At 43.7% G+C, this 26,820-nt stretch carries 19 protein-coding genes; 9 read left to right on the top strand and 10 right to left on the bottom strand.

Annotated features, from left to right (window positions below):
* The first annotated feature begins 237 nt into the window (after nt 1-237).
* The 8 genes from D9603_RS13725 (at nt 238) to D9603_RS13760 (ending at nt 10,841) form a co-directional block, all read left to right on the top strand.
* Complete coding sequence (locus D9603_RS13725) at nt 238-918, top strand: DNA-3-methyladenine glycosylase I (RefSeq protein ID WP_128731737.1); 681 nt, start codon at nt 238-240, stop codon at nt 916-918.
* A 20-nt stretch (nt 919-938) separates the two neighbouring features.
* Nucleotides 939-2,360: a protein adenylyltransferase SelO family protein gene (locus D9603_RS13730; protein WP_128731738.1), complete on the top strand. Its 1,422-nt coding sequence runs from the start codon at nt 939-941 to the stop codon at nt 2,358-2,360.
* The gene (locus D9603_RS13735; protein WP_128731739.1) at nt 2,361-4,139 is read left to right on the top strand and encodes an ABC transporter ATP-binding protein; all 1,779 of its coding nucleotides are present in this window, start codon (nt 2,361-2,363) and stop codon (nt 4,137-4,139) included. It abuts the gene before it with no gap.
* Between the two features lie 151 nt (nt 4,140-4,290).
* Complete coding sequence (locus D9603_RS13740) at nt 4,291-5,340, top strand: OmpA family protein (protein ID WP_128731764.1); 1,050 nt, start codon at nt 4,291-4,293, stop codon at nt 5,338-5,340.
* A gap of 309 nt (nt 5,341-5,649) precedes the next feature.
* A complete protein-coding gene (gene acnB, locus D9603_RS13745; RefSeq protein WP_128731740.1) occupies nt 5,650-8,247 on the top strand; it encodes a bifunctional aconitate hydratase 2/2-methylisocitrate dehydratase in 2,598 nt (865 codons plus the stop codon).
* A gap of 243 nt (nt 8,248-8,490) precedes the next feature.
* Entirely contained in the window at nt 8,491-9,123 is a 633-nt protein-coding gene (locus tag D9603_RS13750; RefSeq protein WP_128731741.1) for a 2OG-Fe dioxygenase family protein, read from the top strand.
* 9 nt (nt 9,124-9,132) lie between these two features.
* Nucleotides 9,133-10,368: a cysteine desulfurase-like protein gene (locus D9603_RS13755; protein WP_128731742.1), complete on the top strand. Its 1,236-nt coding sequence runs from the start codon at nt 9,133-9,135 to the stop codon at nt 10,366-10,368.
* A 128-nt stretch (nt 10,369-10,496) separates the two neighbouring features.
* A complete protein-coding gene (locus tag D9603_RS13760; protein ID WP_128731743.1) occupies nt 10,497-10,841 on the top strand; it encodes a hypothetical protein in 345 nt (114 codons plus the stop codon).
* Here D9603_RS13760 and D9603_RS13765 read toward each other — a convergent pair.
* From D9603_RS13765 to D9603_RS13815, 10 genes are all read right to left on the bottom strand, one after another.
* On the bottom strand, nt 10,819-11,280 hold the full coding sequence (locus tag D9603_RS13765) for a cyclic nucleotide-binding domain-containing protein (protein ID WP_128731744.1): 462 nt from the start codon (nt 11,278-11,280) through the stop codon (nt 10,819-10,821). The genes D9603_RS13760 and D9603_RS13765 overlap by 23 nt on opposite strands.
* A gap of 22 nt (nt 11,281-11,302) precedes the next feature.
* Nucleotides 11,303-12,700, bottom strand: a complete 1,398-nt coding sequence (gene ntrC / locus D9603_RS13770) for a nitrogen regulation protein NR(I) (protein WP_128731745.1) — start codon at nt 12,698-12,700, stop codon at nt 11,303-11,305.
* Entirely contained in the window at nt 12,697-13,779 is a 1,083-nt protein-coding gene (glnL, locus tag D9603_RS13775) for a nitrogen regulation protein NR(II) (protein WP_128731746.1), read from the bottom strand. The genes ntrC and glnL overlap by 4 nt, the downstream gene beginning before the upstream one ends.
* Before the next feature lie 291 nt (nt 13,780-14,070).
* On the bottom strand, nt 14,071-14,601 hold the full coding sequence (locus tag D9603_RS13780; protein WP_241651667.1) for a DUF4124 domain-containing protein: 531 nt from the start codon (nt 14,599-14,601) through the stop codon (nt 14,071-14,073).
* Nucleotides 14,602-15,014: 413 nt separating this feature from the next.
* On the bottom strand, nt 15,015-16,421 hold the full coding sequence (glnA, locus tag D9603_RS13785; RefSeq protein WP_128731747.1) for a glutamate--ammonia ligase: 1,407 nt from the start codon (nt 16,419-16,421) through the stop codon (nt 15,015-15,017).
* A gap of 920 nt (nt 16,422-17,341) precedes the next feature.
* Nucleotides 17,342-18,064, bottom strand: a complete 723-nt coding sequence (locus tag D9603_RS13795; RefSeq protein WP_128731748.1) for an ABC transporter ATP-binding protein — start codon at nt 18,062-18,064, stop codon at nt 17,342-17,344.
* Between the two features lie 26 nt (nt 18,065-18,090).
* Nucleotides 18,091-19,341: an HlyD family efflux transporter periplasmic adaptor subunit gene (locus D9603_RS13800; protein WP_241651668.1), complete on the bottom strand. Its 1,251-nt coding sequence runs from the start codon at nt 19,339-19,341 to the stop codon at nt 18,091-18,093.
* A gap of 150 nt (nt 19,342-19,491) precedes the next feature.
* Complete coding sequence (locus D9603_RS13805; protein WP_128731749.1) at nt 19,492-20,787, bottom strand: HAMP domain-containing sensor histidine kinase; 1,296 nt, start codon at nt 20,785-20,787, stop codon at nt 19,492-19,494.
* Complete coding sequence (locus D9603_RS13810; protein ID WP_128731750.1) at nt 20,774-22,141, bottom strand: sigma-54 dependent transcriptional regulator; 1,368 nt, start codon at nt 22,139-22,141, stop codon at nt 20,774-20,776. The genes D9603_RS13805 and D9603_RS13810 overlap by 14 nt, the downstream gene beginning before the upstream one ends.
* Before the next feature lie 30 nt (nt 22,142-22,171).
* Nucleotides 22,172-24,616 (bottom strand): ABC transporter permease, encoded by a 2,445-nt coding sequence (locus D9603_RS13815; protein ID WP_128731751.1) that lies wholly within the window; start codon nt 24,614-24,616, stop codon nt 22,172-22,174.
* A 369-nt stretch (nt 24,617-24,985) separates the two neighbouring features.
* On the opposite strand from D9603_RS13815, the gene typA reads away from it, so the two are divergent.
* Nucleotides 24,986-26,806: a translational GTPase TypA gene (typA, locus tag D9603_RS13820; protein ID WP_125251358.1), complete on the top strand. Its 1,821-nt coding sequence runs from the start codon at nt 24,986-24,988 to the stop codon at nt 26,804-26,806.
* Nucleotides 26,807-26,820 lie beyond the last annotated feature (14 nt).

Genomic DNA, 26,820 nt, shown 5'->3' on the forward strand with positions numbered 1-26,820 from the left:
ACCTTGGCGATAGCAGGACGCGTTAGCGGGGTTATCGACAAGATTTTCTAGCCTCAAAATAGACCACTTAATTAAGCAAATTGGTATAACTTTCCTATTCCCCTAACTTTAATTGGCCGTTGCGATCCCCAACGGTCAATTATCAACATATCTTGTTGCTATTTGTAGAAAACCTCTGACATCGATATTTCAGATCAGTTACCCTGTAATAACTATCCAGTAAATTCAGTAGCGAGCATGAACGTATTCGACAATATTTATCAAAGAGCTGCTCAGCGCAAAGGTTCACAAGCGGCACTTGCAGCAAAATTAAGTAAACCATTAAGTCCAGAAAGCCTACGTGCGCTCAGTGATGACCAATGGCTGGAGGAATTTACCCGAAAAGTATTTCAAAGTGGCTTTTATTGGTCTGTTGTTGACAGCAAGTGGGAAGGGTTTAGAGAGGTTTTTTGGCAGTTTTCTATCGACAAGCTACTGATGATGTCACCAGAAATGTATGAACAGCGTAGTCAAGATGAACGTATCATTCGTAATGCCAAAAAAGTGAAAAGTATCGCTGATAATTGTCATATGATTTTTGAAGTACAGCAGCAGTATGGCCGCTTTAGTGAGTTTGTTGCTAGCTGGCCTGAAGATAATATTGTTGGATTATGGTTGTATCTGAAAAAACATGGTGCGCGTTTGGGTGGTAATACAGGTCCTTACGCACTGAGAGTTTTGGGAAAAGACACCTTTTTGTTGAGTAAAGATGTAGAAACGGTACTGCGCGCAGAAGCTGTTATTGATGGTGGGCTACAAAGCCAAAAGTCATTATTAGCAGCACAACAATTTTTCAATGAAATGCGTCAGTATAGTGGTTTCAGTCTACAAGAATTAAGCCAAATCGTAGCGATGAGCGTAGGTGAAAACGTTCGCTAGTGAAAGAGGGAGAAAGTTGGATGGCGTTTTTTCAGCCCTATCAAGGCACAGAGCTGCTTTTTGATGAGCAGCCTACAAAATTTAATCAACCCGTTTTGCTGTTAAAGCATGCTCCTTTATTGGAGAAGTTGGGTCTTAGTCATGTTGACGATACAGCACTGGCGGCATTGTTGAGTGGCCAGCAACCGCTTGGAGAGATTAAGCCGGCAAGCCTAGCATATAGTGGCCATCAATTTGGTCAATTTAACCCACTGCTAGGAGATGGTCGCGCTCACCTTATTGGTGGGGTTAAACTTGAAGATGGCACACAATATGACCTGCACTTAAAAGGCTCTGGTGCAACGCGGTTCTCGCGTGGTGGTGATGGTTTTTGCGCGCTGGGCCCTGCTGTTAGAGAGTTTATAATGAGTCAGGCGATGGCTGCGCTTGGGGTGCCAACAACAGAGTGCTTATCGGTAGTCACAACCGGCCATCGAGTTTATCGTCAAACTGAGGTGCCTGGTGCTGTGGTGTGTCGTGTGGCTAAGAGTCATATTCGTATCGGCACTTTGCAATATCTTGCCACTCAAGAGAATCAGGCGGGGCTATGGCAACTGTTACAGCAGCTAGGTGTGCAATTATTTGACGGTTTAGCGGTGCGCTCGGAGCGTGATGTGCTTGAACTGTTCCGTGAGGTATGTGAGCAGCTGGTGGACTTGGCGGTAGAGTGGATGCGAGTGGGCTTTATTCATGGCGTTATGAACACAGACAATATTTTGCTCAGTGGTGAAACCATAGACTATGGTCCGTGCGCCATGATGGAAAAGTTTGATTTTAACGCAGTATATAGCTCAATTGATAGGCAGGGGCGTTATGCGTTTGGCAATCAACCAAATATCATGAACTGGAATTGTGCGCGACTGGCGGAGTCCTTGTTGGTGTTGTGGCAAGATGAGCAGCAGGGTATCGCAGCTCTAAGTCAAATATTGACAGAGTTCTCAGAGTCTTTTAATCGTAAATATAAAGACATGTGGGCGGCAAAGTTAGGAATTGACGAGTGGCACGATGCCGATGATGTTTTACTTGCCGACTTGCTCAAGCTAATGACTGAGCATTCACTTGACTTTACTAATACCTTTGCAGCGCTTACGAACACTTTGCTTGGAAATCCAAATAAGACCTTACAAATACCCAGTGAACTGGATAGTTGGCAGCAACGTTGGCAGCAAAGGCGTGCGTCAGATGATGTCGCGACGCACTTGATGAGTCAAGCAAATCCAATTTTGATCCCTCGAAACGCACTGGTAGAAGCTGAGATTGAACAGTTTAATCAGAGTGGGTCGAGTGAATCGCTTGATGATTGGCTACTCGCACTCAACAGCCCTTACGAATATAAGGACTATCCTGAGATGTGGATGAAGGCATCCACACCCGCACACTATAAAACTTTTTGTGGAACCTAAATGGCAAAAAATCAGCTTTCTTGGCAAGAGATCAAAGATAAGGTACTTGAGCAAAAGCGCCCACTAATTTCAGCGCACATTATTGCGTTGTTTGCGGCCTTGGTCAGTGTGCCCATTCCGTTAATGATGCCGCTGCTAGTGGATGAAGTGCTACTTAACACTCCAGGCCCTGCCGTGAATTGGATGAACTCAATACTGCCACAGCATTGGCACCAGCCGAGTGCTTATATCATTGTTATTTTGCTGGCTGTTATTGCCATGCGACTTGCTAGTTTAGTATTGGGGGTGATGCAGTCTCGACAATTCACAATTATTGGCAAGGGGATTAGTTATGAGATCCGTGAACGCTTGCTCTCTCACTTGCCTAAGGTGCAACTCAAAGAGTATGAAAGTCAAGGTGGTGCGGCTATTAGTTCACGCTGTATCACGGATGTGGAAACATTAGATAAGTTTATTAGTCAGACCTTGTCTCGCTTTTTGATAGGGTTACTGACCATCGTTGGTACTGCAGCTATCTTACTGTGGATTGATTGGGTGCTTGGACTGGTTATTTTGCTACTTAATCCTGCGGTTATCTATTTTTCTCGGCAATTTGGTAAACATGTTAAAGAGCTAAAAAGGGAAGAAAATGCAGCGTTTGAGGCATTACAAACAGCGTTAGTAGAAACGTTAGATGCAATTTCTCAATTAAAAGCGGTACGTCGTGAAGGCACTTACTTTGAACAAGTTAAAGTAGCTGCCAAAGATCTCAAACATTTCGCTGTGCAGTCACAATGGAAAACGGATGCCGTTAATCGCCTAAGCTTTACGGTGTTTTTGGTTGGGTTCGAGTTTTTCCGTGCTGTTGCCATGTTTATGGTGGTGTTTTCTGACTTAACCGTAGGGCAGATATTTGCGGTATTTGGATACCTGTGGTTTATGATGGGACCGGTTCAGGAAATCTTGGGTATTCAATATGCTTATTATGGGGCATCAGCGGCATTAACGCGGCTCAATCAAGTATTTAATTTTGCCACCGAGACACAGTATCCTGCAACGCATTCGGTGTTTGATTCTGCTCAAGTGGATATTAAGTTCAACAATATTGATTTTGCCTATGTTGCAGAGCAGCCCGTACTAAAACAAGTTTCGTTACACATTCCAGCAGGTAAGAAAGTGGCTCTGGTGGCGGTCTCTGGAGGAGGGAAATCAACATTAGTGCAGCTGCTGTTAGGGTTATATGAAAAGCAAAGTGGTGATATTCACATTAATGATACACCAGTAGAGCAAATTGGCTATGACGCTGTAAGAGATAATATTGTCACTGTATTACAACAACCCATACTCTTTAATGCCAGTATTCGTGAAAATCTGGCAATGGGAAGAACGGTAGCTGATGATGTGCTTTGGCAAGCGTTACAAGTTGCAGAACTTGCCAGCACTGTAATGATGTTGGAAGACAAGTTAGACGCCCAAGTTGGTCGCAATGGTATTAAATTATCAGGTGGACAGAAACAGCGACTTGCCATCGCCCGTATGGTTGTTGCGGATCCAAAAGTGGTGGTATTGGATGAAGCAACATCAGCGCTTGATATTGAAACAGAAGCCAAAATTCATCGTAATTTACAGGCTTTCTTAGCGAGCAGAACCACACTGATTATCGCTCATCGCTTGAGTGCAATTAAACAAGCCGACTTAATTTATGTGCTTGATGACGGTTCTGTATCCCAATATGGAGCTCATGATGAACTATTACAGGAACAGGGGCTCTACCGTATCTTGTTTGGCCATCAGCATTAGTGGATATTTGGCGAAAATTCTGGATGTAACGTTAAGTAAACATTAATAGACAAGCTAATATTATCTCTGCAACGTAATCAGTCGGCGCATTTTCTGATAGACTGTCAGAGTCAATACTCAATGCGTTAACTAACAGAGATGGGAAGGAATGATGAAAATTAAAACTTTGAGTTTACTAGTTGCGATGGCTGCATCAGCCACTGCACATGCAAATACCACCGAGCCAACTGAAGGCGTATATCTTGGGGTGTTTGGTGACTACTATGATGCCGACTGGCAAAATCACCGTGACATGGCTGGTTTAGATGTTGAGGACTCAACGGGTTGGGGTGCTGAAATTGGCTACCGCTTTGATAAGTTTTGGAGCGGTCGTATTGAATATGCAGACATGGACTTTGATTTAGGTGGGATCAGTAATGGTTCGCTTGACGCTGAGCGCTATGGTATCGATGGTCTATATCACTTTGATGGTGGCCCATTCTACGGTCTAGTTGGTTTGAAAAAAATGAACTTAGATGCCATTTCAGATAACACCTTCGCAAACTTAGGTGCGGGTGTACGTCACCATTTTACTGAGCACCTATTTTTAAATGCTGAAGCTGCTGTGTATCAGGGGTTAGAAGCTGGTTTTACTGATGTAGGTGGTAAAATTGGTATTAACTACTCGTTCGGTAGTGCAGGTAAATCAGAAGCAGTTGCACCAGCTCCAGCACCTGTTGTTCCACAAGCACCGCAAGACAGTGATAAAGATGGCGTAGTGGATAGCGAAGATAAATGCGCAAATACACCAATGACGGATGCAGTTGACGCGTCTGGCTGTACTTTGTACGAAACGAAAGAAGACAAAGTGAGCCTGCTAGTGCGTTTCCCACACGATGATGCCACTTTCTCTCAGCAATATGTCGATGACATCAATGCTGTAGCTAAGTTCTTAAAAGAACATAAAAACGCAGACGTTTTGATTGAAGGTCACGCGTCAGCTGTCGGTGATGCTGATTACAACCAACAACTGTCTGAGCGCCGCGCGAAAAACGTTGCTGAAAAACTCGTTGATATGGGTATTGATTCAATGCGTATTACCACAGTGGGTTACGGTGAGGAGCGTTTGAAGAATCCAGCGAATACGCTAAAAGCACATGCGGAAAACCGCCGTGTAGAAGCGCACGTTTCTTCTAAAGAAAAAGTAAAAGTTAAGCGTTAATGTTCACTTAGCTTATGCGAAAAGGCTCCTATTGGAGCTTTTTTGATCCAATTAATTGCGCGCTTTTACAAAATTTAAATGATTCTCGTTTGACTAATATTCATCAAAATATACTTGTTCCACCATGCTTATTCATAGTATTTATAGTGACTATAAGGCGAGGTATCGCATGCAAGATTTTCATCTATACTCAAAGACCTTATAATTGTTCATTATATTTTATGGTCAAGGGAATGGTTCAGCCGGTTTCACTAATAACCGCAGCCAGATCATTTACTTGTCTGTCCACGTCACCAAGAGGGCAATATTGTGCTTCAAGAATATCGTAAACACGTAGAAGAGCGTGCCGCGCAAGGTATCGTGCCTAAGCCGTTAGACGCGCAGCAAACTGCTGACCTTATCGAATTATTAAAAACTCCACCGGCTGGTGAAGAAGAGTTTATTGTTGATCTATTCATTAACCGTGTACCGCCAGGTGTAGATGACGCGGCTTATGTAAAAGCGGGCTTTTTAGCTGCGGTAGCGAAAGGCGAAGCTGAATCACCACTTATTTCAAAAGAGTATGCAGCAGAGCTACTTGGTACCATGCTAGGTGGTTATAACATCGCGCCAATGATTGACCTGTTAGACGATGCAACACTTGCACCTATCGTTGCTAAAGGTTTATCTCATACACTACTGATGTTTGACGCATTCTACGACGTAGAAGAAAAAGCAAAAGCTGGCAACGAGTTTGCTAAGCAAGTTATTGAATCATGGGCAAATGCAGAATGGTTCCTTGAGAAGCCAGCGGTTGCAGACAAAATTTCTGTAACTGTATTCAAAGTAACGGGTGAGACAAACACAGATGACTTGTCTCCAGCTCCAGACGCTTGGTCTCGTCCAGATATCCCATTACACGCACTGGCTATGCTTAAAAACGAGCGTGATGGTATCAACCCAGACAAACCTGGTGAAGTAGGTCCTATCGCACAGCTTGAAGCGCTGAATGGTAAAGGTTTACCGCTAGCATACGTGGGTGATGTTGTTGGTACCGGTTCATCTCGTAAATCTGCAACTAACTCAGTACTTTGGTTCATGGGTGATGACATCCCATTCGTACCAAACAAGCGCGTTGGCGGTGTCTGTCTAGGTGGTAAAATTGCACCTATCTTCTTCAACACCATGGAAGATTCAGGTGCACTACCTATTGAACTTCCAGTTGACGAACTAAACATGGGCGACCAAATCGACATCTTCCCATACGAAGGTGTAGTTAAGCGTCACGGTACAGACGAAGTTATTTCGACTTTCTCACTAAAATCAGACGTAATTCTTGATGAAGTGCGTGCTGGTGGTCGTATTCCACTTATCATCGGTCGCGGTCTAACAGACAAGGCACGTACCTCTCTTGGTCTTGAAGCTGAAGACATCTTCCGTAAGCCAAAACTAGTGGCGGATTCTGGAAAGGGCTTTACCCTTGCACAGAAAATGGTAGGTAAAGCATGTAACATGCCGGGTGTACGCCCAGGTCAATACTGTGAACCAACAATGACAACGGTAGGTTCTCAGGATACCACGGGTCCTATGACGCGTGATGAGCTTAAAGATCTTGCTTGTCTTGGCTTCTCTGCTGACCTGACAATGCAGTCATTCTGCCACACATCAGCTTATCCTAAGCCAATCGACGTAAACACACACCACACACTTCCTGATTTCATCATGAACCGTGGCGGTGTATCGCTACGTCCAGGTGACGGTGTTATCCACTCGTGGCTAAACCGTATGCTACTACCTGATACAGTAGGTACAGGTGGTGACTCACATACTCGTTTCCCGTTAGGTATTTCATTCCCAGCAGGTTCTGGTGCGGTAGCATTTGCAGCTGCGACAGGTGTAATGCCACTTGATATGCCTGAGTCAATCCTTGTTCGCTTTAAAGGTGAAATGCAGCCAGGTATCACACTACGTGACCTAGTACACGCTATCCCTTACTATGCAATTCAGCAAGGTCTATTGACGGTTGAGAAAAAAGGTAAGATCAACGAATTCTCTGGTCGCATCCTTGAAATCGAAGGTGTTGAACATCTAACTGTTGAGCAAGCGTTCGAACTCTCTGACGCTTCTGCAGAGCGCAGTGCAGCAGGTTGTACCGTTAAACTTTCACAAGCGTCTATTGAAGAGTACCTAAACTCTAACATCGTGATGCTTAAGTGGATGATCTCTGAAGGCTATGGTGATGTACGTACTATTGAGCGTCGTATTACTAAGATGCAAGAGTGGTTAGCAAACCCAGAGCTAATGACAGCAGACGCGGATGCAGAATACGCACACACTATTGAGATTGACCTTGCAGATATCAAAGAGCCAATCCTTTGTGCACCGAATGACCCTGATGACGCACGTTTACTTTCAGCGGTAACCGGTGAGAAAATCGATGAAGTATTCATCGGTTCTTGTATGACTAACATCGGTCACTTCCGTGCAGCTGGTAAACTACTAGATAACTTCGGTGGTCGTCTACCAACGCAACTATGGGTTGCTCCACCAACGAAGATGGACCGCGATCAGTTAACTGACGAAGGTTACTACGGTATTTATGGCCGTGTAGGTGCACGTATCGAAACGCCTGGATGTTCACTATGTATGGGTAACCAAGCACGTGTTGCTGATAAAGCAACAGTGGTGTCTACCTCTACTCGCAACTTCCCTAACCGCCTAGGTACAGGTGCAAATGTATTCCTTGCATCAGCAGAACTTGCAGCTGTCGCTGCTATTCTTGGTAAATTACCAACACCTGCTGAATATCAAGAGTATGCAGAGAAAATCAATGCAACGGCTGCTGACACGTACCGTTACTTGAACTTCCACAAGATGCCTCAGTACACTAAAAAAGCAGACTCAGTGATCATTCAACAAGCAGTTTAATTACGCGTTTAGAATACATTGAGATAAAAAGCCAGCACTTGCTGGCTTTTTTTATGCGCATAAAACGCTCAAATTAAATGGTGTTATCAAGCTTTATTTTAAATCTAGATAAGTAATCTATTAAAGTTGCAATTAGTGGGTTTTTATTGCGTTTTAGTGATTAAAATCCCGTTTTTTTAAACAGTAATTTTCTCTAGTTTTATTAGAATTATCGGCAAATTCTCATCAATGGGCGAGAGGATCATGACAACAGTAAACAACCAGAATTTATTACAACTACGCTTTTTACCACAGCAGCATATTGATGCAGTGAAGCCGTATTTTAGCCAGCTTCCAGACAACCCTTATGCTGATGGCGCATTTAGAAAACGTCGCTACTCGGTGGTAAAGTTCATCAATAATGAAGTAACATTACAGCCGACCAAGGCCTTTGTGCAAGACGATTCAATTAATACCTTTCAAGGCAATGTTGAGCGTGTTTACGAAAACCTAGAACAAGAGATGCTAAATACCGATGGTTTCAAGCATATGCTTGCAGAATTTAAAACCATGACAGGTATTGCAGATGACACCGATATTGAGGTGCATCAGTTCCGCATGCTGGCGATAGAAAGTGATACGCCTCCAGCCCCTGAGGGCGTGCACCAAGATGGCTTTGACCATGTGTGTGTATGTGGTGTTTCGCATGAAAATATTGCTGGTGGTGAATTATTGGTATACGAGCATAAAGAAGCCGAGCCATGTTTTAAAATGGAAATCAAAGATGGTCTATTTGCACTGGTGAATGACCGTGAAGTGTGGCATAACGCAACACCAATGAATAAGCTAGATGCCGAGCAAGTCGGTTACCTAGATTGCTTCGTGTTTACAGCCTAAGAGGGTAGTATGGATTTAAATCAAGTGCGTCGTCAGTTTCCTGCGTTGATGCAAAGTGTCGGCGGGACTGCTCCTATTTTTCTAGATGGCCCAGGTGGCTCTCAAGTACCACAATCTGTGTTGAGCGCGATGTCAGCCTACCTTGGTTACTTCAACTCCAACTTGGGTGGCGCATTTTTCTCAAGCGACAAAACGGTCAGTTTAATGAATGAAGCCCGCCAAGCTGTGGCGGACTTTTTGAATGCACCGAGTGTTGAGCAAATCGTTTTTGGTGCCAACATGACTAGCCTTGCATTCAGCTTTAGCCGAGCCGTGTCACGTGATTGGCAAGTTGGCGATGAAGTTATTGTGACCAATGCAGATCACTATTCAAATGTATCTTCATGGCATCAAGCTGCTGAAGATAAAGGGGCGACTGTACACACAGTTAAGGTAAACGAAACCGACTGTACGCTTGATTTGGCACAGCTGGAAGGGTTATTAAATCATAACACGAAGTTAGTTGCTGTTACGTATGCCTCTAATACCACAGGCTCAATCAATGACATCAAGCGCATTGTCGAGCGTGCGCACCAAGTTGGTGCGTTAGTGTTTGTTGATGCTGTTCACTATGCGCCACATGAATTACTTGATGTTCAAGCACTAGACTGTGATTTCCTTGCATGCTCAGCCTATAAGTTCTTCGGCCCACATGTTGGTATCGTTTACGGCAAACGAGAGCATCTAGAAGGCTTTACACCATATAAAGTAGAGCCTGTAAAAGATATTATCCCTTATCGTTGGGAAACGGGTACTCAGAGCTTTGAAGGAATAGCAGGTGTTGTGGCTGCCATAGACTATATCGCCTCTTTAAGCGAAATGAGTGCCGATACGCCGCGTCGTGATAAGTTAGTGGAAGCTTTTGCACGCATCAAAGCGCATGAGACGCAACTGAGCCAACATTTCTTGACGCGTTTAGCGGAGTTTAAGCAAATTAAGCTATTTGGTATCGCATCGCTTGATAGGTTAGCAGAGCGTACACCAACGTTTGCGCTGACATTTGACGGCATTGCACCTCGTGAGGTTTCTGAGTTTTTAGGTGCAAAACACATGTGTGTATGGGATGGTCACTTTTACGCGCAAGGGTTATGTGAGCAACTAGGCGTAATGGACAAAGGCGGTGTTGTTCGCATCGGCTGTATGCACTACAACACGATTGCTGAGTTAGATCGACTATTTGATGCCTTTAGTGAATTATTAGCGTAAGTCGCATCAACATAATGGGAGCCAAGGCTCCCATTATTTATTTCCCAACAAGATCACATGGAGTCGTGTTTGTTGGAAGCTAATTTGATACGCTCATATTAGCGAACTCAAAGAGAAGGAAGCACTCATTGGTAAAGGATATAAATAATATCGGCAAGATAGTGGCCATACCGGTATGTTGTGGACTGTTAACCATTTCAATGATTTATGCGTATCACTTTCCGGTTCCGATGGTTGGGATGGTGAATGAAACGGATTTAACGAGTTCGGATTTTTGGTGGACGGCAGTACTCGGTTATCTCTTTTACGGATTTATCTGCTTTACTATCCCGCTGATGATGCTTATTCAGTATGTCATTTCAAAGTCAAAGTGGATTACAAATCACAGCGGGCAAGACAAGCTGCTTTGGTGTAGTGCCATTCTTTTATGTTTTGCTTGGGCTACTTTACTTAGTCAGTTACACCTTCAATAAAGGCATTAAGCTTTGCAATACGATGACTCATGCCTTCAATCAGCTTGTCTTTAATTTTTTCTCGGATCACATTGGGCAAGCGCGTAAGAGCATCAGGAGTAATAGCTAATATAATGCTGTCTTTTAGTGCTTGTGCACTGGTGCTGCGCTCTCGGTTTGTGATAAATGCGCCTTCACCTAAGAACTCTCCGGGTCCGACTTTGCCTAAGTCATGAGCGGCATCTTGTTTAAAAATCAAAAATTCGCCGCTTAATACAATATAAAGACGATTGTCTTTTTCAAAGCGTTTAAAGGCGTGGCGCTGCTGTGGTACCAGATATAGATGGCTAAAAGACTCCAAGAGCACCTGACGCTCTGCCAAGGTAAATTCTTTAAAAAAGGCTAAGCGATTAATAATCTCTAGCTGTTTTATCAGTGGGACATTTTCAAGTAACTTCATGCAAATGATTTATCATCTAAACTTAATCTTGAATATTGCGTTCTTTTAGCTTTCGCGTCAACGTGTTGCGTCCCCAACCTATCTTTAATGCAGCATCTTGCTTGTGACCATGGCACGCATGCAGTGCTGATTTTATTAAACGCGTCTCCAATTGTGCCTGTATATCTGGCCAAATATGATCTTTGCCTTTACGCAGTTCCGTATCAAGCCAAGATTGAAAAGCATCAAGCCAATGGGCTTGCTCAGCGGCTTCGAGTTGCTGTGGTTGCGCTAGTTCCTCTGGTAAGTCAGCAGCAGTAACAAGCTCACCAGGGGCCATTACTGTTAGCCAACGACAGGTATTTTCAAGCTGGCGAACATTACCAGGCCAATGATACGCCTGCATTTTTTGTAAGGCTTGTGTGGAGATAATTTTAGGATCAGCTTTTAGCTCTTTGGCACTTTTTGCTAAAAAATGGTCGCATAGTGCTGCAATGTCCTCAGGTCTTTCCCTAAGTGCCGGTAGCTTGAGACGTACAACGTTAAGGCGGTGAAACAAATCTTCACGGAATTTGCCCTGTTTTACCAGTGCTTCTAGGTTTTGGTGTGTGGCAGCTACAATTCGAACATCGACTTTAACACTGTTGTGGCCTCCAACGCGATAAAACTCGCCATCAGCAAGGACTCGCAATAATCGAGTTTGCACATCCAATGGCATATCACCAATTTCGTCAAGGAACAAAGTACCGCCATCTGCTTGTTCAAAACGTCCTCTACGCATGCTATCGGCCCCAGTGAAAGCCCCTTTTTCATGACCGAAAAGCTCAGACTCAACAAGATCTTTTGGTATAGCAGCCATATTGAGCGCAATAAACGCAGCATCTTTACGCGGACTATGATTATGCAGTGCGCCTGCTACTAACTCTTTACCTGATCCGGACTCACCGTTGATGAGTACACTCATACTCGATGCTGAGAGTTTTCCAATGGCGCGAAACACCTCTTGCATGGCCGGTGCTTCGCCTATGATATCCGGGCTAGTCGCTTTGCTATTTATGCGTTTGTGTTTTTTAGTCTGTTGACTGGCACGAAATGCTCGTTGCACCAGTGACACTGCTTCGTTTAAGTCAAAAGGTTTGGCAAGATACTCGAAAGCGCCTTTTTTGAACGCATTGACAGCGGAGTCTAAATCAGAATGCGCTGTCATAATGATGACAGGCAAAGTTGGGTGTAGACTCGCTATCTTGTCTAATAAGGCCATACCATCAATGCCCGGCATGCGTACATCTGAAATCAGCACTGCGGGTTGCTCATATTCAAGCGCAGTTAACACGTCTTGAGCACTGGCGAAGCTTTCGGTTTCAAACTCTGCTCGCTTTAATGCTTTTTCTAAAACAAATCTAATTGAAGCGTCATCATCGACTAACCACACTGATTTCATTGCACGGTTCCTGTTTCGGTGTTGTCAAAGGGAAGGTAGATACTAAATTCAGTGTGTCCCGGCCAACTATCGCATTCGATAAACCCTTGGTGTTGCTCCACCAGCGTTTGTGCAATAGACAGCCCAAGCCCTGAGCCACCTTCTTTGTTCGTTATCATCGGGAAAAATAACGTTTCTTTTACCTCTTCTGCGATACCCGGACCATTATCGCTGATCCGCACAAGTAGCGCTTTTTTAAGCAGCCGCTCGCCATGATGCAGACGATGCTTAATACGCGTTGTGATGGTAATAGTGCCATCATGTTGTAGTGCTTGTTGAGCATTACGAAGCATATTGAGTAGCACCTGCTGGATTTTCGCCTGATCTATCACTATGGCTGGGATACTGGGATCATAATCCTTCACTAATTTGATCTCTGCATCGCGCTCCAAGGTAGTGAGCTTAATTACCGACTCTAGTGCTTGGTGTATATTACACGGCGCTTTTTGTGGTAATTGGTTTGGCCCAAGTAACTTGTCTACAAGTTCTCTGAGCCTGTCAGCTTGCTCAATGATAAGTGCTGCGCATTCTTCCCGTTCTTGCTGATCAGTTTCATACTGCAATAATTGCGCCGCACCTCTAATGCCACCAAGAGGGTTTTTTATCTCATGTGCTAAACCACGGATCAAATTTCTTGCTGCTTGAAACTGGTGCATCTGATTCGATGCTTGATCATAGCGCAGGGCGTCATCAACACGGCGGCACTCTAGTAATATATATGCTTGATCTGACTGCAATATCCGCCTTGCATGAAGGCTTAATGTTGCGACCCGGTTATCGACAAACACCACGTCAACCCTGTGCTGCTGGCAATCAACACCATCTTGGAGTACATATTTGGAGAGCCTTGGTAGGTCAATATGATGATGGTTAAAGATATTATCAATGGCCAATCCAGTGAGGCGCTTCGTACTCAATCCTAACAGCTCACTGCTGCTGTAATTCGCAAAGCAAATAGTAAGGTTATGGTCGAGCACTAAAATTGCAGTCGAAAGAGATTGCCACACTTTGTCTAAGTCAATTGAATTGTTTTGATCCATTTGTGTTCACCGTGCACCAAATTGGTGCAATGAGAATAGCACAGTGTGTTACACATGTACGAAAATTATTATCCTGCCCAATACATTCATCGTTCTGAGCTTGCTCTTACTTATCCATTAATAAATCATGCCAACTTGATAAGGCGCTAATCCGCAACCGTTTGATTTGTGCTCATAGGGAATATTTTGTGACTCGTTAAATTTCAAAGGGAAGCATTATAGGTAACCTCTTGCTGCCTACCCAAAGGGGTGGTAAGCAACACACGTAGAAGGGGGGTTATTTTTGGAGGATCAGTTATTTACTGTGTTGCGATGTAAATAGAACTTATGCTCATTACTTTGGGCGACAACTTGACCTTTTTGATTGAAGACTTTTAGTACTAGCGCATGTTCACCACGATGTATATTGCGTAGCGAAAACTGAGCATTGGACTGTTTTGGTCCAGTTGCCTCACCATTTAGATAAAGCTGTACACTTAACCCCTGAGTAAACCTAGGTTCTACAGAGCCTGTGACATATACGCTACCGCTGTTGTCACGAATGGTTTGTTCATTTTCAGGGGAGGTTATCTTAGCTTGATAAGTAATGGTTGGTGTAGTGTCAGATTGTGATGCTAAAACTTTTGTATCGATGCTTGGCATGGTTAATATGTTCGAGTGTAATTTGACCTCTTTAGAGCCAGGTTTCGGTATATCAGAATAAACCCAATGCCCGTTTTTATCTTTCCAGCGATAGATTTTAGGGTTGGACTCGGCAGTAGCATCAATGCTTATTATGGTTAGCATCATGCTAACCGAAAAAAAAATACCCCACTGACGCACCACAACTCTCCAAACTACATAACTCATCATACTTTAGTATAGAGTACTTTGAATTGCGAGTTTAGGCTTATACTTATTAGCCTGAATACTTGCTCAATTTGAAGGAGTAAACCTGACGCTAACCGCGTTAAAACTTCTTCTTTAGAACAACTAAATAGCGAAATTATTGGTTAGTTATCGACAAGATTTTCTCGCTTCAAAATAGACCACTTAATTAAGCTAATTGGTATAATATGCTGAGTTTTTACTCATCAAATGCGCTTTCGGCCGAATTTGATAGCGGTGAATAAAAAAGCCCGCATAAGCGGGCTTGAGAACACATATGATTAAGAGTGCCAGAAACACATAATGCGTTTAGGCTCTACAAGCTCAATATCTGCACATTGAGCCAAGTAGCAGGTTTACTACAGAGCTTATACGCTGTAGTACATTTCGAACTCAACAGGGTGAGTTGTCATGTTTAATTTTTCAACTTCTTTTGACTTAAGCGTGATGTAAGCATCAATTAAGTCGTCAGTGAATACGCCACCTTGAGTTAAGAACTCGCGGTCAGCATCTAGCGCAGCAAGTGCTTCATCAAGTGAAGCCGCAACGGTAGGGATCTCAGCTGCTTCTTCTGCTGGCAAGTCATATAAATCTTTATCCATTGCATCACCAGGGTGGATCTTATTCTTGATACCATCTAGGCCAGCCATTAACATTGCAGAGAAAGCAAGGTATGGGTTTGCAGTTGGATCTGGGAAGCGTACCTCAATACGACGCGCTTTTTCTGATGGCACCACTGGAATACGGATTGATGCAGAGCGGTTACGTGCAGAGTATGCAAGCATTACTGGCGCTTCAAATCCTGGTACTAAACGCTTGTATGAGTTAGTTGATGCGTTAGCAAAGGCGTTTATTGCTTTAGCGTGCTTGATGATACCGCCGATGTAATAAAGTGCATCTTCAGATAGACCGCCGTATTTATCGCCAGCAAAAATGTTTTTACCATCTTTAGCTAATGATTGGTGGCAGTGCATCCCTGAACCGTTATCGCCAACAATAGGTTTAGGCATAAACGTTGCTGTTTTGCCGTATAGATGTGCCATGTTGTGAATAACATACTTCATTTCTTGGATTTCATCTGCTTTTAGCACCATAGTGTTAAAGCGAGTTGCAATCTCATTTTGGCCAGCGGTTGCCACTTCATGGTGGTGCGCTTCAACTACCTGACCCATTTCTTCTAACACGAGGCAAGTAGCGCTACGCCAGTCTTGCGAAGAGTCAACAGGTGCAACTGGGAAGTAGCCGCCCTTAACACCAGGACGGTGACCTGTGTTGCCACCTTCGTAATCTTTGTCCGAGTTCCAACATGCTTCTTCTGCATCGATTTTATACATTGAACCAGACATGTCTGTTTTAAACTTAACATCGTCAAATAAGAAAAATTCTGGCTCTGGACCGAATAAAACCGTATCTGCGATACCCGTTGAGCGCATGTATTCTTCAGCGCGCTTTGATACTGAGCGAGGGTCGCGCTCGTAGCCTTGATGTGTATTTGGCTCAACCACGTCACAACGTACAATAAGGGTTGTTTCTTCTGCGAATGGGTCTAGCTTTGCGCTTTGTGCATCAGGCATAAGCACCATGTCAGATTCGTTGATGCCTTTCCAACCAGCAATAGATGAGCCGTCAAACATCTTGCCGTCTTCAAAGAAATCTTCATCGGCTTGATGGTGTGGGATAGATACGTGTTGTTCTTTACCTTTTGTATCAGTAAAACGTAAATCAACAAATTTTACGTCGTGCTCTTTAATAAAATCTAAAACCGATTGTGACATGTGTCCTCCGACTCGTTGGGTTATTTTGCTGCAATGTACTGCAATTGAACACAGATAAGCTTGATCTGTGCCAAAGTTTTATCAGTATGATAAGTAAAGGCTTTTTAAGTATTTCATGACGTGTCAATTGTTGTGTTGCACCAATTTGGTGCTCTGTTGCTACACGGTGGTGCGCAAGTGTAGTGCTGTTCGTTCGATGCCTTTATTACTTTTACCTATAAATGAATGTGGGTGCTGGCTTTCGCTGTGAGTAACGACCTATTCTGTAATTATCGCCGTTCTCTATCAATTTGCTTTGTAGCACGCTGCTAATTTCGAATTCAGATTAGTTTAAGAACCTCTGTTAGGCAAAATGATTGGGCTGATATTTCGATAAAAAGTGCAACATGCGACTGGTCTCAAGGAGTAACGAGATCAGTGTGAAATCGCTACATCCTACTGTGTCTCTGAGCTATAAGGCGGCTTTAGGAGCCTTAGCGCCGTTTAGCATTTGGATAGGGTGGGCAGCGCTTAATTAGCATGTCTGCTTCGCAGCCCCACATAGATGTGGGGGAAGGTGACTTTGCATGAGCACCAAGTCTTTATCATCTGACTCACATAAAATAACTATGCTACGCAAGCTCTACCTTGCATTGATAGCAATTAAACTGAGGCAACAATAATACCAATTTGACTTAATACTTGTTCAATTTGAAGGAGTCAATCTGGCGCTAACAGCGTTAAAAATTTCTTATTTAGAACAACTAAATAGCAAAATTTTTGCTTTGCTTACACGGAGGTAGGTACCTTGGCGATAGCAGGACGCGGTAGCGGGGTTATCGACAAGATTTTCTCGCCTCAACATAGACCACTTAATTAAGAAAATTGGTATTACCCAGCACGCATGCCCGTGTTGAGATACTTTTGATTTCCGAATACTTTTAAAACGCATCAACCAGTGTAGGGTGAGCTGTTTGCGCTTGTGGAGCCAGTATTTTTCCATCTAACAGATGTAGCTTGCGTGTTGCCATATCTGCATACCTGGGATCGTGCGTTACCATGCACAGTGTTGTACCTTCCAAGTTTAGTGTTTTAAGCATATCCATTACAGCATCCCCATTTTTAGAATCGAGGTTACCTGTGGGCTCATCCACAAGCAGTAAAGCAGGGTTACCTACCAAGGCTCTGGCAATCGCTATCCGCTGCTGTTGTCCACCAGATAATTGATTAGGGCGGTGCTTTGTACGATGTGCCATATCGACTTTTGTTAGGCAGCTCATTACTGCTTGGTCAATGTCCGAGTTACTCATTGGGTTTTGACGGTAGCGTAATGGTAGTGCAATATTGTCATACACAGAGAGTTCGTCGATTAGATTAAAAGACTGAAATATAAATCCAATTTTTTCATTTCTGATATGTGCGGCAGCGGTCAAGCTAAGTTGGCTGACTTCTGTACCTTCAATAACATAACTCCCTGTGCTGGGCATATCGAGTAACCCGAGGATGGAGAGTAGAGTGGACTTACCGCAGCCAGATGGGCCACAAATTGAAACAAAATCACCTTTGTCAATCTCGAGGTTAATTCCACGTAATGCGTGTGTCTCCATTTCTTCAGTGCTAAATACTTTGGTAATATCTGACATCTTTAAAATCGTTTCTTTCATAACTTAGTCCTAATATTGAGGATGACTTACTGCATGATCCGTACTTGTTCTGCATTTTTATAGGTGCTGGTATCGGATAATATAATTTGTTGATTGGCCGAGATGCCGCTTTCAATTTGCAAGAACTTTCCAGCATCAATACCAAAAGAAACTAACTGAGGCACCGCAATATCCTGCTCTAACACAAACAATGTTTGCTGACTATGAGATTGGGTATTACTGGGGCGTTCCACGTATAAAACGTTTTTGAGTTGATGTGTGTTGATCTGTGCATCAACATTAAGTTCAGGCCTTGCTGAATCAGGCACGCCATTGACAAAGGTGAGCTCAACTTCAATCGTTCCCTCTTGGACTTGAGGGCTGATGCGAGTCACTTTTGCTTGTACTTGTTCACGGCGAGTATTGACCACTGCTGATTGACCAACTTGGATTTGCTCTGCTTTGGATTGTGATACTCGAACTAAAGCTTGGAGATCCTTACTGCTCCCGACTTGTGCCAGCTCTTGACCTGCAACTACGCTTTGACCTAGCTCAACGGCTAAACGCTGTAAAACGCCTTCTGTGCCAGCCCGTACGGTTAGTTTTGCCTCCCGCTCTGCTAATCGAGCAAGGATCGAGTGTGCTTGATTGATAAGCTCTTGTGATATGGTTAAATCTTCAGAATGTACCAACTTTAGCTGTGCTATTCTTTGCTCTTGAAGTTTTACCCGCTCGGCAAGCTGCTGCTCCTCAAGTTCTGCCGTCTTGACCTCAATTGCTGGCACTACACCTTGATCTCTTAATGTTTGCTGGGCTTCACGGCGCATAACAAGTGATTGGTGCTGACTGGTTAGTTCAGCTAATGTAGCCATTTCCATCAGTAGCTCACGCTGATTAGCCAGCTTTTGTCGGCGAAAGTTGGCTTGTTGACGATTAAGCTCCATTTCTGCACTTTCCAGCTGTTGCGTGAGATCTGGATCTTGCATCTTTAGAATAATGGTATCGGGCTTAACAGCTCCACCTGGGCGAACAAGTATTTCATATACGGTTGCTGGGTCTTGTGTGGTGATGAGTTTTTGTTTATTTGAGCGCAGTACCCCATAACCATCAACATTGACATTTAAGTCACCTTGTTTTACTTGCCCCACAATGATCGCCTGTCTTTGCAATTTAAAATCATCTGAGGTTGAAAATAGCTCAAGGCTAAGCCAAGTGAATAGGAGCACCATTGACACACCGATGATAAGCCTCACTTTTTGCAAAGGCCTTACTTGCTTTTGCTTTACTACATCCATCATAAGTTACCTTGATTGGTTCGATTAACTTACTTTGAGCAAGCCATATGCCAAATTTTAAACCATTGATCTAGTTGTTGTTTTCTATTCTTGTGATGGAGTGGAGTCCGATTATGGACGCTGTGTTATAAAAACTGGACTATAAGATAAGCATTAATTTATCAAAACAGGAAAGCTCAGCTGGCAAATAGCTCCCGTTTTATCTTGTCGGTTGGTTAGGTTGACTGTGCCCGACATTTGCTCAACAAAGTAGCGACTGATATACAAACCTATCCCTTCTCCTGCTTGTTTTGTTGAGTAAAAAGGCACAAAGAGGTTATCGCTGTTTGCCACCCCGTTTCCTTCATCAATGACTTCAAAATACGCCATATTATCTTTGGTATATATTTTCAGTGTAATGGTGGCGTGAGCAGAGCTTGCCTCTATCGCATTTTTTACAATATTTATTAAAACTTGATTGATAAGCGTTGGATCAACATGAAAATAGGCTGGCGATAACTCAACTTGCCATTGCACTTCTGGGAAAAAGCTTTGAATCGACTGACTCAGCTCTAAGCCTGATATTCGCCGAAGGTCGACTTTGATTGGTTGATTTAACTGGCTGTATTTGTGGATGAAATCCTGTAAGTGAAAACATCGTTCAAGTACGATATTAAATGCCTCATTATCTCTGGGGTCTTTGGCTCGAGTCTGTAAACGCTCAAGTATCGCTGAGACAGGAGTGAGGGAGTTGCGTATTTCATGACTAATGACACGTATTAATCGCTGCCAAGCTTGTAACTCTTGATCGCGCAGCGCTTGATGAATATCAATGCAAGCAACGAGATGGTAAGAGGAATTTTGTCGGGTAAACGTACTGTGTCTCACTTGCCATCGCTTATTCCGCTCAGGGTCGATGAAATGCCAATTAGGTTCAGGTGTTAGCCCGATTGCTTCTGGTGGACTGTATCTTAGTGTTTGCCACGGTTTTTGGAAAAGTTCTACGCATTCGTCATTACCAAAGCATAGTTGCATACGTTGGTCGAAAATAAAGATGGGAGTGTTTAATACGCTGATTAACTCTGCAACTAAAAAGGACTGTACATCTTCATCTGTTTTTTCACTTTGAAGCATTTCAGAAACACCATTTAGTTGCTGGTGCAGATGCGCAACCACCCCTGTTGAGAATGTCGGTTTAGCTCTGAGGCTAAAGTCGCGCTTTAGCCATGCCTCTGCTTGGTAGCTACATCGCTCAAATGAGTGTTTGCAGCGCATGTAGAGTTGTCTGAATAGTAGACCCTGCATAATCAAAAAGCTGGTGATAATTAGCGCGGTTGATGTAGACAAAGCCGTCGGCAAGTTTATGTCTAAGTGCCAACTGAGTGCAGCAACCCCGAAAACTTCAACGGCTACCAACAATATAAACTTAACAATAAAGTAGCCCGCTAGAGGTTCTTTAATTATGGCCATACTTTTCAAGACGACGGTAGAGCGCTTGCTTAGTAATACCCAATAACTCAGCGGCTTGCTGCTTGTTTCCAGAGGTATTTGCTAGCGCTTGTGTGATTAATTTCTGCTCAGCTTGCTCCAACGTAATAAGAGGCAAGGGGGCGGTTGCACTGCTGCTTAGCGATAAGGAAGATGATGCACTTAGTTGTAGTTGTTCAGTGCTGATCTCTCCTGTGCGGCTCAATAAAACGGCACGCTCTAATAAATGACTCAATTCCCTAGTATTACCTGGCCAATCATACTGTTTTAGTTGTGCTATCGCCATAGGTGTAAGTGAGCATTCACTTTTTCCATATCGGTTACCATGTGATTTGATAAAATGTCGAGCGAGTAACTCAATGTCTTCTGGGCGTGAGCGTAAAGGCGGGATCTCGATAGTAAAGGTGTTGATGCGGTAAAACAAATCTTGACGAAACTCTGCTTTGGCGATTTGTTGCTCCAATTTGGCATTAGTCGCACTAATTAGTCTGACATCGGCTATTTCGGTTTTACTTGAACCCACAGCTTCATATTCTCGAGATTCAAGGACGCGAAGTAGTTTACTCTGCTGATTAATGGGAAGTGTGCCAATTTCATCTAAGAATAAGGTGCCGAGGTTAGCCAGTTTAAATCGTCCGGCACGATCCGATTTAGCATCGGTAAACGCGCCTTTGGTATGACCGAATAGTTCACTTTCAAACAGCTGTTCGGGAATGGTAGCCATATTTACTGAGATAAATGGTTGCATCGCTCGCGTTGAGTGCTGGTGGATCCACTGCGCTATCAGGCTTTTGCCAACACCGTTTTCTCCAGTAAGGAGAATATTTGCATCGGTTGGTGCCATGATCTCCAGCTGCTCCATCAGTTGCTGCATCGCATTGCTCTGCCAAAGCACGGTGCTTTTCTCTCCAGCCAGCGCATGTTGTAATGCCTGATTTTTATTACTCAGTTCACTGAGTTGGAGCTGGTGGCGAATGACTTGCTCAAAGCGTTGGTTCTTCCATGGTTTTTCTAGGAAGTCCGCAGCACCAAGCTGCATTGCTTGTACAACTAACTCGGTATGTGACCATGCCGTCATTGCGACCACGGGGATGGTGTTGCCTAGCTGCTGCTGTTGACGTAAAAACCTTAGCCCTTCTTGTCCTGAGGTGGAATCTAGTTCAAAGTTCATATCGAGCAAAATCAGACTAGGCTGACGTTGCTCGAGGAAAGTGAGTGCCTGAACCGGATTTTCGACTTCTTCCACAGCTAAGCCTAAATCTTCCAGTACAAATCTAGCTGCTAATCGGACTTCTCTGTTGTCTTCGACTAGTAATATTAGTGGTTTGGCACTCACAGTAAACTTCCTTGATGGTAAAAAATGTTATTATTCTCCGCGCAGTGCGTGCAGTGCTGGGCGGGCAATAATGTCTCTGGCAGAGGCTAGGGTCACACCAGTAACTAAAGTTATCACAGCCGCCAACGATACTAGCCAGTGCACAATACTACTGGCTGTATTAGGTACAAGCGTATCCTGAAGTGCTGAAATACTCAATAAAATACATGCAGATGCACAGACCGCGATAAGTAGGGGTCGCAAGTTATCCTTTAATATTAGAATCAATACGGTTATCGGTGTTGCGCCTATGGACATTCTCACCCCCAGCTCGAAACGGCGTAATGCGATGTTATATTTGCAGACACCATAGATCCCGATTGCTGCCAATATTAAGGCAATGACAGACAATACCAATGTAAAGATACTAGCGACACGATCTCGCTGTAAATGTGTTGCAAGTAGTGTTGTTGTCGACTGAAAATTATAGACTCGCATCTGTGGGTGAATATCGACCAAAAGCTGGTTTATTTCTGCTTTGCTGATACCTGTATTGGCCTTAGTTTCAATCATGATAAAAGGGTAGCCAGTTGGTATTGCGGGAATAAAAATTCTAGCAATATTTGGCTGATTAGGTAGATAAATATCATCGACTACGCCAATAACTTCAACACTGTTTTGACTGTTACGGGAATATAATTTGGCACCGAGCACTTGTCCTCTTTCTCTAAGCTGCCTTGCCAGATACTGATTGATAATAACGACAGACTCGTTGTTAATGGCTTCTTCCATCGTGAAGGCTCTACCATCAATGAGCTTGGTTCCGAAAGCGTTAAAGTAAGATGCCGTACCAGCCGTGCTTTGAAATTCAAATGAGTTTTTCTTGATCCCTGGCTCAAATTGCATCTGACGACTAGAAAAACCAGGAACCCAATAAGAAATGGGAGGGTAGCCACCGATCCCTGCATGCTCGACTTGTGGTAATGCCCGCAGGGAGTCTAATGCTGAGAGTAATAGCTGCCGGCGTTCCTCAAGCGTCATTTGTTGCAGTAATGTGCCAAGATTCAGTGCCACTTGGTAGGTATTTTGTTCTTTTATACCCGTTTCACGCTGTAAATGCTGCCAGCTTGTTTGAAATACACCAAGGCAAACGGTAAGCAAAGAGAGGCAAATAAGCAGTTGAAAAGAGATGAGTAAGTTACGGGTGGTAGCAGAGATTTGTACACCAGTCCCTTTACCACTGCTTTGTAATTGGCGAATAATGTTCTGATAATTAAGTTGACGGCTGACAATCCAAGCGAGCATCAAACACAAGGCGGCACTCGTAATTAAAGCAAATACCACGGTATGCAGTTCAAGTTGTAGTGTTTGCAAACGCGCAAGAGGCCCCGCCATGCCAGATTTTAGTAACCAGATAATAGCGGTTGCGACTACAAGGGAAATCGCGGCCGCGCAGGTAAACAAGAGCCCTAACTCTGTTACTATGTGATGAAACAAGTGGCTTGGTCTTGCACCTAAAGCAGCTTGAACAGCAAAGTTTCTTTGTTGCTCTACAGCTCGCGATAGTACTAAGTTACAGATATTACTTAGTGCAATTAACAACAATACAATGCTGCCAAGTAACATCATCAAGCTGACCTGTGAGGCATCGCCAACAATACGAGTTTTGAACGGGATCAATTCCAGTTTGACTCTACTATTTGCGAAATCTTGCATACCTCTGGTTTGCTGATGTAGCTGCTCATTAAACCAGTTTTCCAGAGACAGCTGTGCTGTTTGAGAGTCTGCTGACTTATGTAATTTTAGGATCTGGTAGGTTTGAATGTTGTTACGTTGCCACTGAGGAGCCGGTGAATCGTTGTAGTCATAGGTTAGCCAAACATCAGTATGCCAATTTGGTGTTGAAAGCACTGGTTCGTCAAATTGTGAGGCCGTTACACCAATAATTTTGAAACTGACGCCTTTAAAAACCACCGTTTTTTCTAAAACATCAGGGTTACCAGCGAAATATTGTTGCCACACAGAATATGAAATCATTGCAACCGGTTGCTGACTACCTAGACCTTCATCGCTGGAAAAGTAGCGACCGAGTGCCATCGGTGCATCAAGTAACTGCATGTACTCAGGGGTGATGGCACCGATATTAAATGTAGGACTACTTGGTAAGCTTTGCTCCACATCAATACTAATGTTTTGTAGTGCTATGCTTTCAATCTCGGGGAATTGGGGTTGTTTCTCATAAGACGTTAAGCTTCCAGCGTGCGGAATAAAGTTGCTTTGTTTTATTTCATTATTGTCATCGACTAGCGCGCCGCGTAACAACATCAACCGCTCCGCATCTGGATAAGGGAGTGGTGCTGCGAGTAATTGATAATTGAGGTTGTATGTCGACACCAAAGCACCTAGTGCGAGCCCAAGTGTCAGAATAATAGTGACTGTATAACTGATATGACGTTTGAGCCGTTGCCAAGCCATGTTTATTGAATGTGTTACCATATTTGCTCCAAGTACAGTGAGGTGTCACGATGGTTTATTATTAATATTTCACCTTGATTGGTACTTTAGCAACGTATGTGCCAAACGCTATTGCCATGATATTAATAGGCTTTATTGTATTTTTGCAAGAGCTAAGTCCAGAATCGGACGAGCAAAGTATTGTAATCGGACTCGACCTAGTCGCGTTTTACTGCCCTCTTTACCAGAGAAATTCATGCTAGATTATTGAAAAAAATGTTGGATAAACTTTCATCTGTCACATTAATAGTAGATAATACGCGACCTTTAATTCTCAATCGGGCAATCTCAACGCGCATTTTTGCGTAGATCGACTAGGATCACTGAGGGCCAACTTCACTGAGTAATAATATGAGCATCGAAAAGTTAAGAAATATCGCGATTATCGCGCACGTAGACCACGGTAAAACAACGCTTGTAGACAAGCTACTTGAGCAATCAGGTACACTACAGCAGCGCGGTGGTAATGAAGAGCGAGTGATGGACTCAAACGATCTTGAAAGAGAACGTGGTATCACCATCCTTGCAAAAAATACCGCAATCAAGTGGAACGACTACCGTATCAATATCGTAGATACTCCGGGACACGCCGACTTCGGTGGTGAAGTAGAACGTGTTCTTTCGATGGCTGACTCAGTATTACTACTAGTTGATGCACAAGAAGGTCCGATGCCACAAACGCGTTTCGTAACACAAAAGGCGTTTGCTCAGGGTCTTAAGCCTATTGTTGTAATCAACAAAATTGACAAGCCGGGCGCTCGTCCTGATTGGGTAATGGACCAAGTTTTTGACCTATTCGACAACTTAGGTGCAACTGACGAACAGCTAGACTTTAAAGTGATTTACGCATCAGCAATCAACGGCTGGGCAACACTTGATCTAGATGAGCCGTCTGACAACATGGAACCTATGTTCCAAGCTATCGTAGATGAAGTTGAAGCGCCTAACGCGGATCCTGAAGGTCCGTTCCAGATGCAAATTTCTCAGCTTGATTACAACTCATACGTAGGTGTTATCGGTGTTGGCCGCATCAAGCGTGGTTCAGTTAAGCCTAACCAACAGGTGACTATCGTCGGTGCTGATGGTAAAACACGTAACGGTAAAGTAGGTCAAGTACTTGGTTACTTAGGTCTTGACCGTCATGAGGTTGAGCAAGCAACTGCAGGTGATATCATCGCAATCACAGGTCTTGGCGAACTGAAAATTTCTGACACTATCTGTTGCCAGAACAATGTTGAAGCATTGCCTCCGTTATCTGTTGATGAACCAACAGTAACAATGACTTTCTCTGTAAACACGTCTCCATTCTCAGGCCAAGAAGGTAAATACGTCACCTCGCGTAATATCCTTGAGCGTCTAGAAGCTGAGCTTGTGCACAACGTTGCACTACGTGTTGAAGAAACCGATAACCCAGATAGCTTCCGTGTATCTGGTCGTGGTGAACTTCACTTGGGTATTCTTATTGAGAATATGCGTCGTGAAGGCTACGAGATTGCAGTATCTCGTCCAGAAGTAATCCTACGTGAAGTTGATGGTCAGCTAGAAGAGCCGTACGAAACAGTAACCATTGACTGTCAAGAAGAACACCAAGGTTCTATCATGGAGCAGCTTGGTCTTCGTAAAGCAGAAATGACTGACATGTCTCCAGATGGCAAAGGTCGTGTGCGTATGGACTTCATGATGCCTGCACGTGGTCTAATTGGTTTCCAAACAGAATTTATGACGTTAACGTCTGGTTCTGGTTTGATGTACCACACGTTCTCGCATTACGGTCCACACAAAGGCGGTAACATTGGTCAGCGCAAGAATGGTGTACTAATCGCGAATGCACCAGGTAAAGCGCTAACAAACGCACTATTTAACCTACAAGAACGTGGTCGTCTATTTATCGGTCACGGTGTTGAGGTTTACGAAGGTATGATCATCGGTATTCATAGCCGTGACAACGACCTAACGGTAAATGCACTTAAAGGTAAGCAGTTAACTAACGTACGTGCAGCAGGTACTGACGAAGCACAAAACCTTGTGCCACCTATCGTGATGTCGCTAGAACAAGCGCTTGAGTTCATTGATGATGATGAGCTAGTAGAAGTAACGCCTGAAAGCATCCGTATTCGTAAGAAATTACTGACTGAAAGCGAGCGTAAACGCGCTAGCCGCCAAGCTAAGTAATCACTAATCTGAGC

Origin of the sequence: Pseudoalteromonas sp. PS5 (assembly GCF_004103255.1) — a bacterium.
Classification (GTDB): Bacteria; Pseudomonadota; Gammaproteobacteria; order Enterobacterales; family Alteromonadaceae; genus Pseudoalteromonas; species Pseudoalteromonas peptidolytica.

Coding starts and splice junctions, on each gene's coding strand:
- ntrC (WP_128731745.1), bottom strand. CDS start 12,700: ATGAAATCAGTGTGGTTAGTCGATGATGACGCTTCAATTAGATTTGTT.
- D9603_RS13800 (WP_241651668.1), bottom strand. CDS start 19,341: ATGATGGATGTAGTAAAGCAAAAGCAAGTAAGGCCTTTGCAAAAAGTG.
- D9603_RS13755 (WP_128731742.1), top strand. CDS start 9,133: ATGGATTTAAATCAAGTGCGTCGTCAGTTTCCTGCGTTGATGCAAAGT.
- D9603_RS13730 (WP_128731738.1), top strand. CDS start 939: ATGGCGTTTTTTCAGCCCTATCAAGGCACAGAGCTGCTTTTTGATGAG.
- D9603_RS13735 (WP_128731739.1), top strand. CDS start 2,361: ATGGCAAAAAATCAGCTTTCTTGGCAAGAGATCAAAGATAAGGTACTT.
- D9603_RS13750 (WP_128731741.1), top strand. CDS start 8,491: ATGACAACAGTAAACAACCAGAATTTATTACAACTACGCTTTTTACCA.
- glnL (WP_128731746.1), bottom strand. CDS start 13,779: ATGGATCAAAACAATTCAATTGACTTAGACAAAGTGTGGCAATCTCTT.
- D9603_RS13815 (WP_128731751.1), bottom strand. CDS start 24,616: ATGGTAACACATTCAATAAACATGGCTTGGCAACGGCTCAAACGTCAT.
- D9603_RS13795 (WP_128731748.1), bottom strand. CDS start 18,064: ATGAAAGAAACGATTTTAAAGATGTCAGATATTACCAAAGTATTTAGC.
- D9603_RS13740 (WP_128731764.1), top strand. CDS start 4,291: ATGAAAATTAAAACTTTGAGTTTACTAGTTGCGATGGCTGCATCAGCC.
- typA (WP_125251358.1), top strand. CDS start 24,986: ATGAGCATCGAAAAGTTAAGAAATATCGCGATTATCGCGCACGTAGAC.
- D9603_RS13725 (WP_128731737.1), top strand. CDS start 238: ATGAACGTATTCGACAATATTTATCAAAGAGCTGCTCAGCGCAAAGGT.
- glnA (WP_128731747.1), bottom strand. CDS start 16,421: ATGTCACAATCGGTTTTAGATTTTATTAAAGAGCACGACGTAAAATTT.
- D9603_RS13805 (WP_128731749.1), bottom strand. CDS start 20,787: ATGGCCATAATTAAAGAACCTCTAGCGGGCTACTTTATTGTTAAGTTT.
- D9603_RS13765 (WP_128731744.1), bottom strand. CDS start 11,280: ATGAAGTTACTTGAAAATGTCCCACTGATAAAACAGCTAGAGATTATT.